The following is a 14,891-nucleotide window of genomic DNA, read 5'->3' as shown; positions in this document are numbered from 1 at the left end:
GAGACAGGGGTTTGCATTATGTCCGAGCCGTGGCACAGCCTTCCGAAACCGCTGGCGGATGATGTCGCAGGGTGCTGGAAATCGGTGTTTCCGGATGGAATTCCGGCCTGGTTAACCTCATCGGAAGGCATGGATGACGCAGTGGTAGCTACGGCAATTTCCCGCAGCCTGTTCCTGCGCCAGACCCTGGAGCGCCATGCCGGGCAGATTCAGGCCCTGGTGGTTTCCCGTTCGCTGGCGGAGCCGACCACCCCTGACTATCTGCAAGATCGTTGGCAGGATTATCTCTCCGAGGTCGACAGCGAATCGGAGCTGCATTCGGCCCTCAGGCAGTTCCGCATGGAGTCCCAGTTCCGAATTATCTGGCGGGATCTGATGCGCTGGGCGGATCTGGCAGAAACCATGGCAGCGACCAGTGCCTTCGCCGATATTTGTATTGATGGCGCTCTCAGCTGGCTATACAGCGACGCTTGCGAGCAATATGGCACACCTCGCGGGGCTGATCCGGTGACCGGCAAGGAAGCAGACCAGAAAATGGTGGTCCTTGGCATGGGCAAGCTGGGTGGTCGGGAGTTGAACGTCTCCTCGGACATCGACCTCATTTTCGCCTTTCCAAGCAAGGGGGAGACTGTTGGCGGGCGTCGCTCGCTGGATAATCAGCAGTTTTTTGTGCGGTTGGGGCAGCGACTGATCCAGGCACTGGATCAGATAACGGCGGACGGCTTTGTCTTCCGTGTAGACATGCGGCTTCGGCCCTATGGCCAGAGCGGTGCCCTGGCTCTGAGTTTCGCGGCACTGGAGACCTATTACCAGGACCAGGGCCGTGACTGGGAGCGCTATGCCATGGTCAAGGCCCGTGTGGTGGCTGGCGACCAGAGGGCCGGCCAGGTTCTGATGGAGAGCCTGCGTCCTTTTGTCTATCGCAAGTACATCGATTTCAGCGCCTTCGAGTCCCTCCGTAGCATGAAAGCCATGATCGGTCGGGAGGTGCGCCGAAAGGGACTCGAAAATAACATCAAGCTTGGTAGCGGCGGTATCCGCGAAATTGAGTTTGTGGTACAGGCATTCCAGCTCATTCGTGGTGGGCGGGATCGGGAGCTTCAGCAGCGGGAACTGCTGGTCATCCTGAAGGAACTCGAGGAATTGGAGCTGTTGCCTTCATCGGTGGTGCGTGAGCTGCGCGAAGCCTATGTGTTCCTGAGGAACCTGGAGCATGCGCTTCAGGGTATGGAAGACAAGCAGACCCAACTTCTGCCGGAGGATGAGCTGTCCAGGGCACGGGTTGCCACAATCATGGGGTTCGAGACCTGGCAGGCGTGTGAGCAAAGTCTCACCGAGCACAGGGCACGCGTGGCCACCCATTTTGCCAATATCATCGCCACCGAGGATGAAGAGGATGACGGTGAGAAGTCGCTTGAAGAAGGCTGGTTCGAACTCTGGCTCGCTGAAATGGAAGAGGGCGCAGCCGCCGACTGGCTGAAATCCCGTGGCTATGAAGCCCCCGAGAATACGTTGGCGGAACTGGCGGAACTACGCGACAACCGGACCGTACAGAACCTTCAAACCCAGGGGAGAAGACGGCTCAATCAGTTCATGCCGATGCTGCTTGAGGCGCTCACCCAGGTCGATAACCCCTCCGAAACTCTGTCGAGGGTGTTGCAGCTGGTCGAGGCCATCCTCCGTCGAACCGCCTATATGGTGTTGCTGATTGAGAACCCGGGCGCCTGTACCCAGTTGGTCCGGTTGTGCAGTGAGAGCCCCTGGATCGCCCGGCAGCTGGCAGAAACGCCGCTGTTGCTGGATGAACTCCTTAACGCCGAGAGCCTTTACAGTCCGCCTGCAAAGGCAGAGTTGCAGGATGATCTGCGCCAGCAGATGCTGCGGATTCCGTTTGAGGATCTGGAAGAGCAGATGGAGTCGCTGCGGCATTTCAAGAAGGCCCACATTTTGCGGGTGGCGGCATCAGAGCTAAAAGGCACGTTGCCGTTGATGAAGGTCAGTGATTATCTGACCTGGATCGCAGAGGTTGTTCTGGACCACGTCGTGGACGTGGCCTTCGCCAATCTGGTCAGCCGCCATGGCTATCCAAGAAGGAAAGATGGTTCTGCCTGTGAGACCGATTTCGCCATCATTGGTTATGGCAAGTTGGGTGGGATTGAGCTTGGCTACACCTCCGACCTTGATCTGGTATTTGTGCATCAGGCTGATCCGGAGCTGGCGACCGATGGCGAAAAGCCCATCGATAACGCGGTCTTCTACACCCGGTTGGGTCAACGGATTGTTCACATCCTCAATACTCAGACTCCGTCAGGCCAACTCTACGAGGTTGATATGCGCTTGCGGCCCTCTGGCAACTCGGGGCTTCTGGTAAGCACATTACAGGCGTTTGAAAAATATCAGCGGGAAGATGCCTGGACCTGGGAGCATCAGGCGCTGGCACGCGCCCGGGGTGTCGCCGGCTGCAGTGAAACTCTCGAAGCCTTTGAATCCATCCGCCACGATATTCTTTGCCAATCCCGCGACCGTGAAAAGCTTCGCAAAGAGGTGGTCGACATGCGTGAGAAAATGCGCGCCAGCCTCGCCACACCCGAAAACCGGCAGGCCGAGGTGTTCCATATCAAGCACGATACTGGTGGTATCGTCGATATCGAGTTCATGGTCCAGTATATGATGCTGGCCTGGTGTGCCGAGCATCCGGAGCTGACCCAGTGGTCCGACAATATTCGCCAGATGGAAGAGCTCGGCCGTGCGGGTGTGATGGCTGTGGACGATGCCGAGAAGCTCCGGGAAACCTTCATCGCGCTTCGCTCGACCATCCATCGGAGGGCGCTTCAGAATCTCAATAGCCAGGTGGAAGGCGATGCCTTTACAGAGGAGCGTGACTACATCCGCGCCATGTGGAAAAAAGTGATGATTGATGCCTGAGGCAAATTCAATTCCGGCAGATTTTCCTGCTAGAATGCCGGTTCCCCCGAAAAACGCTTTTTTAGGAGCAATGAAGAATGTCGATGGCTGATCGCGATGGCGTTATCTGGCTGGATGGTGAAATGGTTCCCTGGCGGGAAGCCAAGACGCACGTCCTGACTCACACCCTGCATTACGGCCTTGGCTGTTTTGAAGGTGTGCGGGCCTACAATACCGCGAACGGTCCGGCTATTTTTCGCCTGAAAGAGCATACTGATCGACTGTTCCGTTCGGCTCACATTCTGAACATGAAAATGCCGTTCAGTAAGGACGAGCTGAACGCCGCCCAGTGTGCGGCAGTGCGGGAGAACAACCTGGATGAAGCCTATCTCCGCCCGATGGCGTTTCTGGGTTCCGAGGGCATGGGGCTGCGGGCCGATAACCTGAAAGTGCACGTGATGGTTGCAGCCTGGAGCTGGCCCTCCTACATGTCCCCGGAAGCAAAAGAAATGGGCATCAAGGTGCGCACATCGTCTTACACGCGCCACCATGTGAATATCACCATGTGTAAGGCCAAGGCCAACGGCAACTACATCAATTCCATGCTGGCGCTGAATGAGGCCATTTCCGGCGGGGCCGAGGAAGCGCTGCTGCTGGACAACGAAGGCTACGTTGCCGAGGGCTCCGGGGAAAACATCTTTATCATGCGTGATGGTGTGCTGCACACGCCGGAGCTCACCTCTTGCCTGGAAGGTATCACCCGCGCCACCATCCTGGACTTCGCCCGCGAGCTGAACATTCCGGTCAAGGAGCGCAGGATCACCCGTGATGAGGTCTATATCGCAGACGAAGCCTTCTTTACGGGCACCGCGGCCGAGGTATTGCCGATCCGCGAGCTGGATGGCCGAGTGATCGGCGCCGGCAAACGTGGCCCGGTGACCGAGAAGCTGCAGGGCATGTACTTTGATGCGGTCAAGGGCAAGCTGGCTGAGCACAGTGGCTGGCTGACTCACGTAAAAGGCTGATTCCAGAAAAAGTCGCAAGCCGCCGTTGACTGTTTCAGCCCGGCGGCTTTGTTATTTAACACACCCTGTTTACTGGCGGGACGAGCACATGGCAGACGTTATCAAGGTACCGGTGTCTTTCGGCGAGGTGCTGGACAAAATCACCATCCTCGAAATCAAATCCGAGCGCATCAAGGATGAAGCGAAGGTCAAGAACGTTCGTCTCGAACTGGACGAACTGAGCGCCACCTGGGACGAGGCGGTAAAGGACAAGGCTGCTGAAATTTCCGATCTTCGCAAGCAGCTGAAGGCGGTGAACGAAGAGCTGTGGGTGATTGAAGACGACATTCGTGATCAGGAGGCCGCCCAGGATTTTGGCCCGAAATTTATTGAACTGGCCCGCGCAGTGTACGTCACCAACGACAAGCGTGCTGCCATAAAGAAAGAGGTCAACCTGGCCCTGGGATCACGTTTCGTGGAAGAGAAGTCCTACCAGGACTACACCGCCCGTAAGTGAAGCCCGGGGCAGATTAGCGCTCAAAAACGGCGCCCGCGTCAGGTAGACTCGGGCCCCGTTTCTGGGTTGGGCGTTACGTGCGCTTCAACCCACCGATCCAGCATCTCCGTTGCATCCGCCACCGTAATCAGTTCCATTGCCCCCTCGAACTCTGCTTTGGCCCCCCATCGAGCCTGTTCCACCGTTTTACCAGTGAACTTTTCAAGTGCTTCTGGATACCGGTTCACACACCACTCAAGAGAATTGTAGGGGCCTGACCGGTACGGATTGCTGGCGGCAAACAACCCAAGCACATCGGTACCCACTGCACTGGCGATATGTGCCGGTCCGGTATCGGGGGCCACCACCAGGTCGGCGTGAGTCATCAGCGCTGTGAGCTGTTTGAGGGTGTCCTTGCCGCAGATGTTGTGGGCTTTCTCCTTCATCGCGGCTTCAATGGCAGCGCAATACTCGGCCTCGAACGGGGCAGGGCTTCCGACCAGGATCACCTTCATACCGTGCTTTTGAACTGCGTGATCGGCCAGCTGCGCGTAACGCTCGGCAGGCCAGTTACGAAGGGTGTGGCTGGCACAGGGGCTGATCACAAGGTTTCTGCGATCAGGCGCCAGTTGATCGCTGGCAAACTGGTGGTCTGATTCACTCAAGGGAATCTGCCAGCGCGGTGGTGCCGGGTCTAGCCCCAAAGGCTCCAGGAAGCTGGCCAGGCAGTCGCGAACATGCTGTTGCGGAGCCGGTTTGATTCGGCGGTTTATAAACAGACTGTGAAGATCCTTGCTGCGGGCCTTGTCATAACCAATTCTGGTGCGGGCGGGAATGCACGCGGCAGCGAGGTTGGCTCTGAATGCTACCTGCATATGCAGCAGTGCGTCGAATTTGCGCCCCTGCATCTGTCTGCGAAGCTCCGCGTACCCTTTGCGCCCGGCCTTCTTGTCGAAAACAATGAACTCAACGCCGGGCAGATCGCCAATCAGCTTGGCTTCGATCTTGCCGATAACCCAGGTGATCTTTACCCCGGGAAGCTGCTCCTGAAGGCTCAGCACAACAGGTATCACGTGGGTTACGTCACCGATGGCGGACAGGCGAAGAATGCAGATGGAGTTCATCAGATATTGATCCGGTTCAGGTTGTGGCCTGGGGCTGTGGAGCTTAGTCGGCAATCATTGGTAAACTGGCCGCCATTCTAACGCACTCGCGCGTGTCCGTCCTGGCGTGAGCGCGTAAGGTGTGTTCTTTCTGTTTCGGTGGCCGGGGACCCAGCATGGTGGAGTCTGAAATCTGTATTCGGGAAAGGGCTTCGGCAATGCTGATTCATCCCGATTATGAGGGCAGGGTTACCCAGGACTGGTTCAATGCCGCCACCTGGGGCGATCAGGCGAGGCCGGTGAGTAGCGGCGGTCGCGGCGGCGCCTGGTTCTTGCAGGCCGGAGAAGACAAGCTGGTGCTTCGCGAATATCGCAGGGGTGGTTTGGTGGCGAAATTTGCCCGATATGCCTATGCCTTCACTCGTGAGGCCGATGTGCGATCCTTTGCTGAATTCCGCCTGCTGAATGCAATGCTCAGCAAGGGGCTTCCCGTACCCCGTCCGGTGGCAGCCTGGTATCGGAAACTGTCACCGATTCAATACCGGGCCGCCATCATCATTGAGCGACTGGAGAACACTTCACCATTAGCTGATCTTATTGCCGAACTGGACGGTGATGCCTGGGAGTCCATCGGAGAAACGATTCGTCGATTTCACGACGCGGGTGTCATGCATGCTGACCTTAACTGCTTCAATGTACTGGTTCGGGGCGACGAATACTTTCTGATTGATTTCGACAAGAGCCGACTTACTGCAGACAGTGCGCCAGCCCGCTGGAAAGAGGCGAATCTTGATCGCTTCTCGCGGTCACTGGTGAAAGTCGCCGGAGAACACACCCGGGCGAAGGTCTGGAGTTATTTCATGAACGGATATAACAGGGGAATGGCCGCTTGACCAATCCACGACAGGGCGGATCGCTTCCGTCAATACTATGCCTTACGGATGCCTGCGATCGTCCGGAAACTGAACTTTTTATCGGACTCAGAAAAGCCGGATTTGACCTCGACGTCATGTGTAACCCCAAGGGCAGGAATTATCAGCGTCTTGTCGACGAGGGCATGGTTGCCAGTCCCATGGCCCTGAAGAGTCGCTTCGACAAAGGAGGCACCGAGGCCATCCGCCAACAACTGGCCAAGAAAAATTACGAGGTCATTCATGCCTATAATCCCCGGGCCCTGGCCTGCGGATTACGGGCTTCCCGGGGCACCGATATCAAGATCGTCGCCTATCGCGGTGTGATCGGTAATATCAGCTTTCTCAATCCGGAGTCCTGGATTACCTTCTTGCACCCACGCGTCAGCAAGATTGTCTGTGTCGCCGATGCCATCAAGGATTATCTGGCGAGCCTCCGGCTTTTGTGGATGCACATCCCTGAGCGCAAGCTTCAAAGAATCTACAAGGGGCACGATCTGGACTGGTATCAGTCGCCCAAGGCCGATCTCACCCAGTTTGGTGTTCCCGAAGGTGCCTTCGTGGTGTGCTGCACCGGACGGAATACCCCACGAAAAGGCTTCGATGACCTGATAGAAGCAGTCGACAAGCTGCCTGCGGATGTGAACGTAAATTTGCTGCTGGTCGGAGACGTCATTGATAACGAAGAGATTCAGGCGCAGGCCGCTGCCACCTCTCACCCCGAGCGGATCCACTTTACAGGCTACCGCACCGATGCTCCGGCCATCGCCGCCGCCAGTGACGTCTTTGTGCTTCCCTCCAAAGAAAGAGAAGGGCTGCCCCGGGCCGTTATTGAGGCCATGGTCTATGGTGTGACGCCGGTGGTGACCAGTGTCGGCGGCATGCCGGAACTGGTGGAAGACGGTGTCAGCGGTATTGTGGTTCCACCGAAAAATGCCACCGAGCTGTCGGCAGCTATCGAGCGGCTTTACCGCGACAGAGAGCTGTCGGCCAAGCTTGGGCAGGCAGCGCGGCAAAGGATCGCCCGGGATTTTCACACCTCACAGACCGTCAGCGAGACGGGTGAGCTATACAAAACACTCACGGGCAGGGCTTGAATGCGGCGGTATCTGTTTTTTGTCAATCAACCCTATTCCTATTCGATTCTGCGACCGCTGCAGGAAGAGATACTGCGCCGGGGTGACGAAGCGGCCTGGTTTGTCGCGGGTTGCTCAACGGCGCCGCTTCGGTCCGATGAGCGTCGTCTTGGCAGCGTAAAAGAGGTTATGGAATACAACGCCGATGCTACCTTTGTCCCCGGGGACTGGGTGCCCTATTTCTTCCCGGGGATCAAGGTCGAGGTATTCCATGGCATGGCTCGCAACAAGCGCGGCCATAGCAGCGAGGACGAAAGTGATCATTACCGCATTCGCGGATGGTTTGATCTCTACTGCACCCATGCCATGAAAGATACGGAAAAGTTCCGTGAGCTGGCGTCCCAATACCAGCATTTCGGGGTTGCCCACACTGGCTGGCCAAAGCTGGATCCTCTGCTATCGCAGCCTAGTGAGGGGAAGAGAAAGCGCTCGGAAAATGAGCTGCCTGTCGTATTTTTCGCCTCCACGTTCAGCCGCTCCGTTACGTCCGCTCCGGATCTGGTGGAGAAAATCGGCGAACTGTCCCGGAATGGTCGGTGGAAGTTCATTGTAACCCTGCACCCAAAGATGGATCCTGCGGTAGTGGATCAGTATCGCGAGCTGAGCGGCGATAACCTCCGTTTTGTCGAAAGCGATGAGGATCTGCTCCCCCTGCTTCCGCAGGCAGATGTGATGCTGTGTGATACTTCGTCCATCATGTTTGAATTCATGTTCCTTGATCGACCTGTAGTCACTTTCAGGACGAAAATGCCGGGCCCCTATCTGATCGATGTCCACGAAGTTGAGGACGTTGAGTCAGCCCTGGAAGAGGCAGTGCAGTATCCCGACACCCTGATGCAAGAAACACGAGCCCTTTGCGACCAGTTGCACAGCTTCAGGGATGGTCGCTCCAGCGGGCGGGTACTGGATGCGGTTGAGGATTTTCTGATCAACAAGCGAGGCGAACTGAAACGCAAGCCGATGAATCTGCTGCGCAAACTGAAAGTCAGGCGCCGTTTGCGCAAGGAACTTGCACGCATGGCACCGGAAAGCTCAGGATAGATTCTTCGAAGGTCCAAACCTGGAAACGAATGATTTGAGCAGCGCCGCCAGTCCTATTAACGTCTTTGTTGCGAGCACGCCCCTCCAACTGATCAGTTGCTCCGAGGCTCGCTATCATTATGGCTGCAGTGCTGAAACCACGCTTCTTGTCATTGCCAGGCCTGATAACCGGGAGACCGAGGGGCAAATGGCTTTTCTCGCCGAGGCCCTGGGCTGGCAGGGCATCGAAACCATCTATCTTAAGAAAAGTTCGTTTTATCTGCGTCTGGGGGCGGTCGCCAAGGGGCTTTCGCGACGCAAAATCGAAAGGTTGTTCATCGGGAACAAATCCAGCTGGATCCACGAAGTGTTTTATCGGGGATTCGACAGCGAGCAGCTGATTTTTGTGGATGACGGCCTGGCGACAGTAACCTACTACCATGCCATTCATGATGAGGGGATCGCCTCCCGGATCTCACCGGCCAAGAAACGGCTCCTCAGAACCATGGGTATCCGGATTCACCGCGTTGTTCCGGATGTGATCGCCTTCTTTACCTTCTTTCCGTTACCGAGCTCCGGGCTCGTTCAGGTGCAGGTTCACGATTTTCCGGTGTTTCGTAGAACCTTTAAAACATCAGCCCGTGACAGCAGCCAGACGCCCATGGTGGGGTTCCTTGGCCAGCCCTTTGGTGGTGAGGATCGGCTTGCGCAACTGAAACTGCAAATTCAGCATGTGGTGGAACGTCATCTTGATAGCCGCGTCGTGTACTTTATGCATCGAAAGGAAAGCCGGGAAGAGTTGGAGGCCTTGCTGGCGGAATTTCCGCTCGAGATACGGCAGGCCGGTCGTCCGATAGAGGTGGAGGTAGCCCTGTCCGGAGAAACGTATCTGGCGTTCTACAGCTTTGCTTCAACCGCTCTGTTTACCCTGAAAAAGATTTTTCCGGAGATCCGGGTGTTCCAGATTGATGACGCCGCACTGGGCGCGCGGCTACCCTATTACGAGGAAATACGGTGTATGTTCAGGAGCATCGGTGTGGAAACGACGCTCCTCCGGGGATCACGAGTCTTCAAAGCGGGCCGGCCGGTCCAGAGCCCATAACCCCGCATACTTATTGAAGGTTACCTGCGCATAGGTCACGGCCGTCAGATAACCCACAGCGCCATCCAGAAAACCGAACCGAATAAAGTACACCTGCACAAACGTCATGAGGCCCCGCAAAGTAGGGTAGATCATCGTTCGGGTTTTCTTGCCTTTACGATGCTTCTCCAGAGAGCCGAGCCACGCATATTTCGCGATTTTCTCCAGCGAATGGCCGAAATCCCGGTGCGTGTAGTGCGTGAGGCGGCCTCTGAGGGTTTTGATCTTGCGTCCTGAGGGAATCAGGATCCGTTCGTGTACCAGAGCGTCTGAAAAGCTAACGCCCTCACGACGGAACAGTCGGAGCGGCGCCCGCCCGCTGCGGCCGAAATCCAGACGGCTGCCGTAAATCGTTACCGCCCAGGGAAGCTTGTAGGCGTCCGCATCGGGATCTGCCAGGTGATCGTTGATCTCCCGTGCCAGCTCCGGTGTGACACGTTCATCGGCATCCAGTGACAGCACCCACTCTCCGGTCGCTTTCTCAAGAGCGCGCTGTTTCTGGATGCCAAAGCCCGGCCAGTCTGTCACTTCAACCACATCAGCCAACTCCCTGGCCAGTTCCACCGTCCGGTCAGTACTGCCGCTGTCCAGAACAATAATTTCGTCGGCAACCAGCCTTGCGGATTTCAGACAGTCGGTAATATGGTCTTCTTCGTTTTTAGTGATTATGGTCGCTGAAACCTTGCGGGCCCTGTTTCGAACGTAAGAGGCGCTTAATTCTGTGAACATGGCCGAGGCGATGGAAGCGATCGCAAGCAGGTAGAAGGTCAGGAACAGGGTTCGATTGAACGTGGCTTCTGTAAGCCCGAACAGGAAGTAGCCGATGGAGACCATGCAACCAGCCGCCGCAAGGTGGGCCGTGGCTGGGTGACGGCTGGCCAGGTTACGGGCAAAGATGGCCAAAGGAATGAAAATCAGCAGGGCCCAGCTGAGAATGCCCGGAATACCGCTGGTGGCAGCATTATTGAGCAGGTCGTTGTGAGCATGCCCGGTGCAACAGTCGAGGAAGTGCGCTGGCAGATTGCCGGCTGCCACTTCTGCCTCAATGCGGTGGGTATACCCCCCCAGACCTGCCCCGGACCAGGGGCTTTCTCCAAGCATGCTCAGTGCCTGTTCCCAGACCTCCAGACGGATTTCCATTCCCGAGTCCAGGTGGCCGTCATGGAGCAAGCCATTGAGCGAGTTCGACATGCGGTCGCTGGTAATAATGGCGCCGGCGACGAGAACTGGCACAACGATCAGTCCGGCAACGCGAAGCCTTTTTCTGAGTAGTGGTACTAGCGCAACCAGAAGAAATGGTAAGGCAACCAGGTTGCTGCGGGTCTCCGACAGCATCGAAATCAGGACGGCAGCCGTTCCACCGATAAAAAACAGTATCGCCAGGCCCAGCCGTTTGTCTCGGACGAAAAACATGGCGCCAACGATGGTTAACATCCCGCCCAGGAGGGCAAGATTTCCAAAGCTGATGGGGTTAATTCCGCCACCAAAACGGGAGTTCATCACCTGGCCAAGGGCACCCTGGCGGGCAGCGATGGTCACGAGAAATATCCCGATGACAGACATGGAAACCAGTCCGATGGCCGCAAACGTCGTGCGTGCGCCGACCCGCGCATAGCTGATGCCAATGATCAGAGGCCAGAACAGGATAAACCGGGCGTGCGTTCCAAACGTTTTTCCACCCTCATAATCAAAGCCTTCCAGGGCCCAGGACAGAAAGCTCACCAGTACGAAGAACCAGAAGGAAAAGTGCAGCAACCTGAGCTCTTTGGGCTTGTCCCAACCGGTTTTGTAAAGAGATTTCCTGGCACTGAGCACCATTCCAGCGATGGCGAGCAACAGAGTGGCGCCGGCCAGGATGCTCGACGACAGGAGCGCGCCGCCAAGCCCGATGATCAGCAGTGCATGGAGGGCCAGTGTCGGGTTCAACATACGCGATCCGGGTTATAGGGATTGATTTCGCCGGGTGGTCGATGGCGCATGCGTTTGTATTCCCACTGATATTGCTCCGGGATTTCCCGCACGCATTGCTCGATGGCGTGATTCATGGCTGTGGTTGCGGCAACAGGGTCTTTGTCTCCGAGGCCCGGGCCAGTCTCCCGAACGACAATCCGGAACCCGGAGGCATCGGGCAGGCGCTCGGCGTAGGTGATCAGCACGTTGGCGCCGGTACGCTGGATCAGCTTGGACACCAGCGTCATGGTTTTCACTTCCATGCCGAAGAAAGGCGCGAAGGCATTGCCTTTGCCCCGGGGTGACTGATCCGGCAGGATCCCTGCGACACCGCCTTCCCGCAGAATTGAGGCGAGCCGGGCCAGACCCCGACGGTCGCCCCTGACCAGTTCCGAGCCAAGGCGTCCGCGCACCTTGATCATGTAATCTTCGAACTCGGGCATATTCGGCGGGCTATAAAGGGCTGCCATTTTGTAACGGGATGAGAAAAACAAACCCGCCAGTTCCCAGTTGCCGAGGTGCGGCGCAAGGAGAATCAGGCCCTTGTCTCCAGCCATGGCGTCGTCGATCAGTTCCAGCCCCTCGGTTTCACGGATCAGGCCAAGGCATTTCTCCACTGGCCACTCCCACATCAAAGGGACCTCGAGCATGGTCATGCCGGTCTGGGCCAGCGAATTTTTCGACATAGCCGCCCGCTCGGTGTCTGAAAGCTCTGGGAGGCAGATGGACAGGTTAATATCGGTGACCTGACGCGACTTGGTGGGCAGTCGCCATACCAGATAACCCACGAACCGACCCACCCGCTGGGCGCCGGCAAGAGATAACCAGCCGGCAATCCTGAGCAGCCCGGCAATGACGAAATACTTGAGCTTGCTCATTTGCGGCCGTACCGATCCTCGTAGCGGACGATGTCATCCTCACCAAGGTAGGAACCCGACTGGACTTCGATCAGTTCCAGATCAATGACCCCCGGATTCTCCAGCGAATGCACCTGGCCAACCGGAATGTAGGTGGACTGGTTTTCGGTGACCAGATAGGTTTTCTCACCGTTGGTGACCCGGGCGGTGCCACTGACCACGATCCAGTGCTCGGCACGATGATGATGCATCTGCACGGAGAGCTTGGCGCCGGGTTTTACCGTGATGCGTTTGACCTGATAGCGGGCGCCGTTGTCGATGGAATCGTAAACACCCCAGGGCCGGTAGACTTCCCGATGGTTCATGTGTTCGTGGCGGCCATCGGTTTTAATCCGTTCCACCACGGTTTTGACGTCCTGGACACTGTCTTTGTGGGCAACCAGCAGGGCATCCTTGGTTTCGATAACTACCAGGTTGTCCACGCCAACGGTGGCCACCAGCCGGCTATCGGCACGGACCAGGGTGTTGGCTGTGTTGTGGGTAATCACGTCGCCGGTGAGGCTGTTGCCGTCGGCGTCCTTGTCACTGACTTCCCAGAGCGCGGACCAGGAGCCGATATCGCTCCAGCCGGCATCCAGTGATACCACCGCGGCCTTATTAGTCTTCTCCATGACAGCGTAGTCCACCGAGTCCGACGGGCATTCCGCGAAGCGCTCGGCATTGATCCGGGTGAAGTGAAGGTCATCGGCGGTATCTGCGATGGCAGCACGGCATGCGGCCAGGATATCCGGGCGATGGGTTTCCAGTTCCTCAAGATACTGGCGGGCACCGAACAGGAACATCCCGCTGTTCCAGAGGTACTCGCCGGAATCGAGGTAGCCATTGGCGGTCGCCTGGTCCGGCTTTTCGACAAATTTGTCCACCAGGTAGCTGTCAGGGCCCAGTTCGGCGCCCCGGTGGATATAGCCGTAGCCGGTTTCCGGATGGTTCGGGACAATGCCGAAGGTGACCAGTTTTCCTTCCCGCGCCAGCGGAATGGCTTTCTTCACCCCTTCCTGAAAGGCGGTCACGTCCTTGATCAGGTGGTCGGCTGCCAGGACCAGCATGAGTGGATCTTCGGCGTTGTTCTCCGCGGCCTCGGTCAGCTGCAGTGCTGCCAATGCAATGGCCGGCGCCGTGTTCCGGCCACAGGGCTCAAGAATGATCCGCGTCTCTTCGTGGCCGGATTGCCGCATTTGTTCAGCGGCCAGGAACCGGTGTTCCTCGTTGCAAATCAGAAGAGGGTTTGCTGCATCCATGCCCTCAAGCCGCGCAACGGTGGCCTGCAGCATCGACAGGGGGCCGTTGGTCAGTTTCAGGAACTGTTTCGGATTCAGCTGGCGCGACATTGGCCAAAGGCGTGAGCCGGTACCGCCAGCCATAATGACGGGGTGAATCATCTGTACACTCCGGGCTTGAGTTAAAGAATGCCAAGAAAAACATCAAAATCAGGCGCGTCATCTTATCATAAGGCAACCGTGATATTGTTCTGACCAGTCCGTAAACTGATTGCCTCGACACCAGGAATTCTGATGAAGCTACCGTTATCCGTTTATTACATCACCCAGGATGAAGAGCTCCGATTGCCGGAATCCCTTGCAAAGGTTTCCGGCTGGGTTGATGAGATTATCGTAGTCGATTCCGGGAGCACTGACCGAACCCGCGAAATCGCAGAAGCGGCCGGTGCAAGGTTCGTGCATAACGACTGGCAGGGATTTGCTTGCCAGAAGGCGTTTGCCGCCAGTCTTTGCCGGAATGACTGGGTGTTGGACCTGGATGCAGATGAGGTGTTGTCAGACGAACTTGTCGCCAACATCAAGGCCCTGTTTTCAAAGACGATCGACCCGGATGTTGCAGGGCTCCGTATGCGCTGGGTTCTGTCGCAGCCGGATCCACGGCATCCGTTCAGACATGATAAATCGAAGAAGATCCTCAGACTCTACAACCGCAACAAGGCGGTGATCGAGCCCGAAAAAGACAGCAACAATGACCGGCCGCAGGTGAAAGCTGGACGCGTTGTTGAGCTCAAGGGCGATGTGTTACATCGCACGCTGATTTCCTTGGAGCAGATGGAGCGAAAGTACTGCCAGTTGTCGACGGAGCAGGCCCGCTTTCTGGCCGCAAAGGGGCGACGAATTTCCAGTGCCCGCCTGTTCGCCGAGTTTCCCGTGAAGTTTCTGAAATATTATCTGCTTCATCGCCAGATCCTGAACGGCTGGTTCGGGCTTAGCGTTTCCATTACTGCAGCCAACAGGAACTTCATGCGCCTGGCCAAGGCTCGGGAGATGCAGATGCTGTCTGAATTCGAGAAGAAAAATACCCGCTAGGTC

The 14,891-nt window shown here is 56.9% G+C and carries 12 protein-coding genes; 8 read left to right on the top strand and 4 right to left on the bottom strand.

Going from position 1 to position 14,891, the window contains the following annotated elements; all coding sequences use genetic code 11:
- Positions 1–18 precede the first annotated feature (18 nt).
- From glnE to WA411_RS16730, 3 genes are all read left to right on the top strand, one after another.
- Positions 19–2,925, top strand: a complete 2,907-nt coding sequence (gene glnE, locus WA411_RS16740) for a bifunctional [glutamate--ammonia ligase]-adenylyl-L-tyrosine phosphorylase/[glutamate--ammonia-ligase] adenylyltransferase (protein WP_291909301.1) — start codon at positions 19–21, stop codon at positions 2,923–2,925.
- 77 nt (positions 2,926–3,002) lie between these two features.
- Positions 3,003–3,929 carry a branched-chain amino acid transaminase gene (locus tag WA411_RS16735; protein ID WP_291909304.1) on the top strand — a complete coding sequence of 309 codons (927 nt, stop codon included), beginning with the start codon at positions 3,003–3,005 and terminating at the stop codon, positions 3,927–3,929.
- Positions 3,930–4,017: 88 nt separating this feature from the next.
- Positions 4,018–4,425 (top strand): DUF6165 family protein, encoded by a 408-nt coding sequence (locus WA411_RS16730; RefSeq protein ID WP_069185115.1) that lies wholly within the window; start codon positions 4,018–4,020, stop codon positions 4,423–4,425.
- A 38-nt stretch (positions 4,426–4,463) separates the two neighbouring features.
- On the opposite strand, the gene WA411_RS16725 is transcribed toward WA411_RS16730, so the two are convergent.
- Positions 4,464–5,528, bottom strand: a complete 1,065-nt coding sequence (locus tag WA411_RS16725) for a glycosyltransferase family 9 protein (protein ID WP_069185116.1) — start codon at positions 5,526–5,528, stop codon at positions 4,464–4,466.
- A gap of 155 nt (positions 5,529–5,683) precedes the next feature.
- On the opposite strand from WA411_RS16725, the gene WA411_RS16720 reads away from it, so the two are divergent.
- Genes WA411_RS16720 through WA411_RS16705 form a run of 4 tightly spaced genes read left to right on the top strand, consistent with a single transcriptional unit; the run spans position 5,684 to position 9,676 of the window.
- The gene (locus WA411_RS16720) at positions 5,684–6,400 is read left to right on the top strand and encodes a 3-deoxy-D-manno-octulosonic acid kinase (RefSeq protein ID WP_153634790.1); all 717 of its coding nucleotides are present in this window, start codon (positions 5,684–5,686) and stop codon (positions 6,398–6,400) included.
- Complete coding sequence (locus WA411_RS16715; protein ID WP_291909307.1) at positions 6,397–7,515, top strand: glycosyltransferase family 4 protein; 1,119 nt, start codon at positions 6,397–6,399, stop codon at positions 7,513–7,515. Before WA411_RS16720 ends, WA411_RS16715 begins: the two co-directional genes overlap by 4 nt.
- Entirely contained in the window at positions 7,516–8,595 is a 1,080-nt protein-coding gene (locus WA411_RS16710; RefSeq protein WP_291909309.1) for a CDP-glycerol glycerophosphotransferase family protein, read from the top strand.
- A gap of 34 nt (positions 8,596–8,629) precedes the next feature.
- Complete coding sequence (locus tag WA411_RS16705; RefSeq protein WP_291909311.1) at positions 8,630–9,676, top strand: polysialyltransferase family glycosyltransferase; 1,047 nt, start codon at positions 8,630–8,632, stop codon at positions 9,674–9,676.
- Here WA411_RS16705 and WA411_RS16700 read toward each other — a convergent pair.
- The 3 genes from WA411_RS16700 to WA411_RS16690 are packed head-to-tail and all read right to left on the bottom strand — an operon-like array spanning position 9,635 to position 13,961.
- Positions 9,635–11,644: a glycosyltransferase gene (locus WA411_RS16700; protein ID WP_291909312.1), complete on the bottom strand. Its 2,010-nt coding sequence runs from the start codon at positions 11,642–11,644 to the stop codon at positions 9,635–9,637. The genes WA411_RS16705 and WA411_RS16700 overlap by 42 nt on opposite strands.
- Positions 11,638–12,543 (bottom strand): lysophospholipid acyltransferase family protein, encoded by a 906-nt coding sequence (locus WA411_RS16695; RefSeq protein WP_069185122.1) that lies wholly within the window; start codon positions 12,541–12,543, stop codon positions 11,638–11,640. The genes WA411_RS16700 and WA411_RS16695 overlap by 7 nt, the downstream gene beginning before the upstream one ends.
- On the bottom strand, positions 12,540–13,961 hold the full coding sequence (locus tag WA411_RS16690) for a mannose-1-phosphate guanylyltransferase/mannose-6-phosphate isomerase (RefSeq protein WP_291909314.1): 1,422 nt from the start codon (positions 13,959–13,961) through the stop codon (positions 12,540–12,542). The genes WA411_RS16695 and WA411_RS16690 overlap by 4 nt, the downstream gene beginning before the upstream one ends.
- A 132-nt stretch (positions 13,962–14,093) precedes the next feature.
- On the opposite strand from WA411_RS16690, the gene WA411_RS16685 reads away from it, so the two are divergent.
- Positions 14,094–14,888: a glycosyltransferase family 2 protein gene (locus WA411_RS16685; protein ID WP_291909316.1), complete on the top strand. Its 795-nt coding sequence runs from the start codon at positions 14,094–14,096 to the stop codon at positions 14,886–14,888.
- Positions 14,889–14,891: the final 3 nt, after the last annotated feature.

It is taken from the genome of Marinobacter sp. CH_CUG1437-1 (assembly GCF_037029655.1).
Taxonomy (GTDB): Bacteria; Pseudomonadota; Gammaproteobacteria; order Pseudomonadales; family Oleiphilaceae; genus Marinobacter; species Marinobacter salsuginis.
Note: the sequence above shows the minus strand (reverse complement) of the source record. Positions and strands in the feature narration are given on the sequence as shown.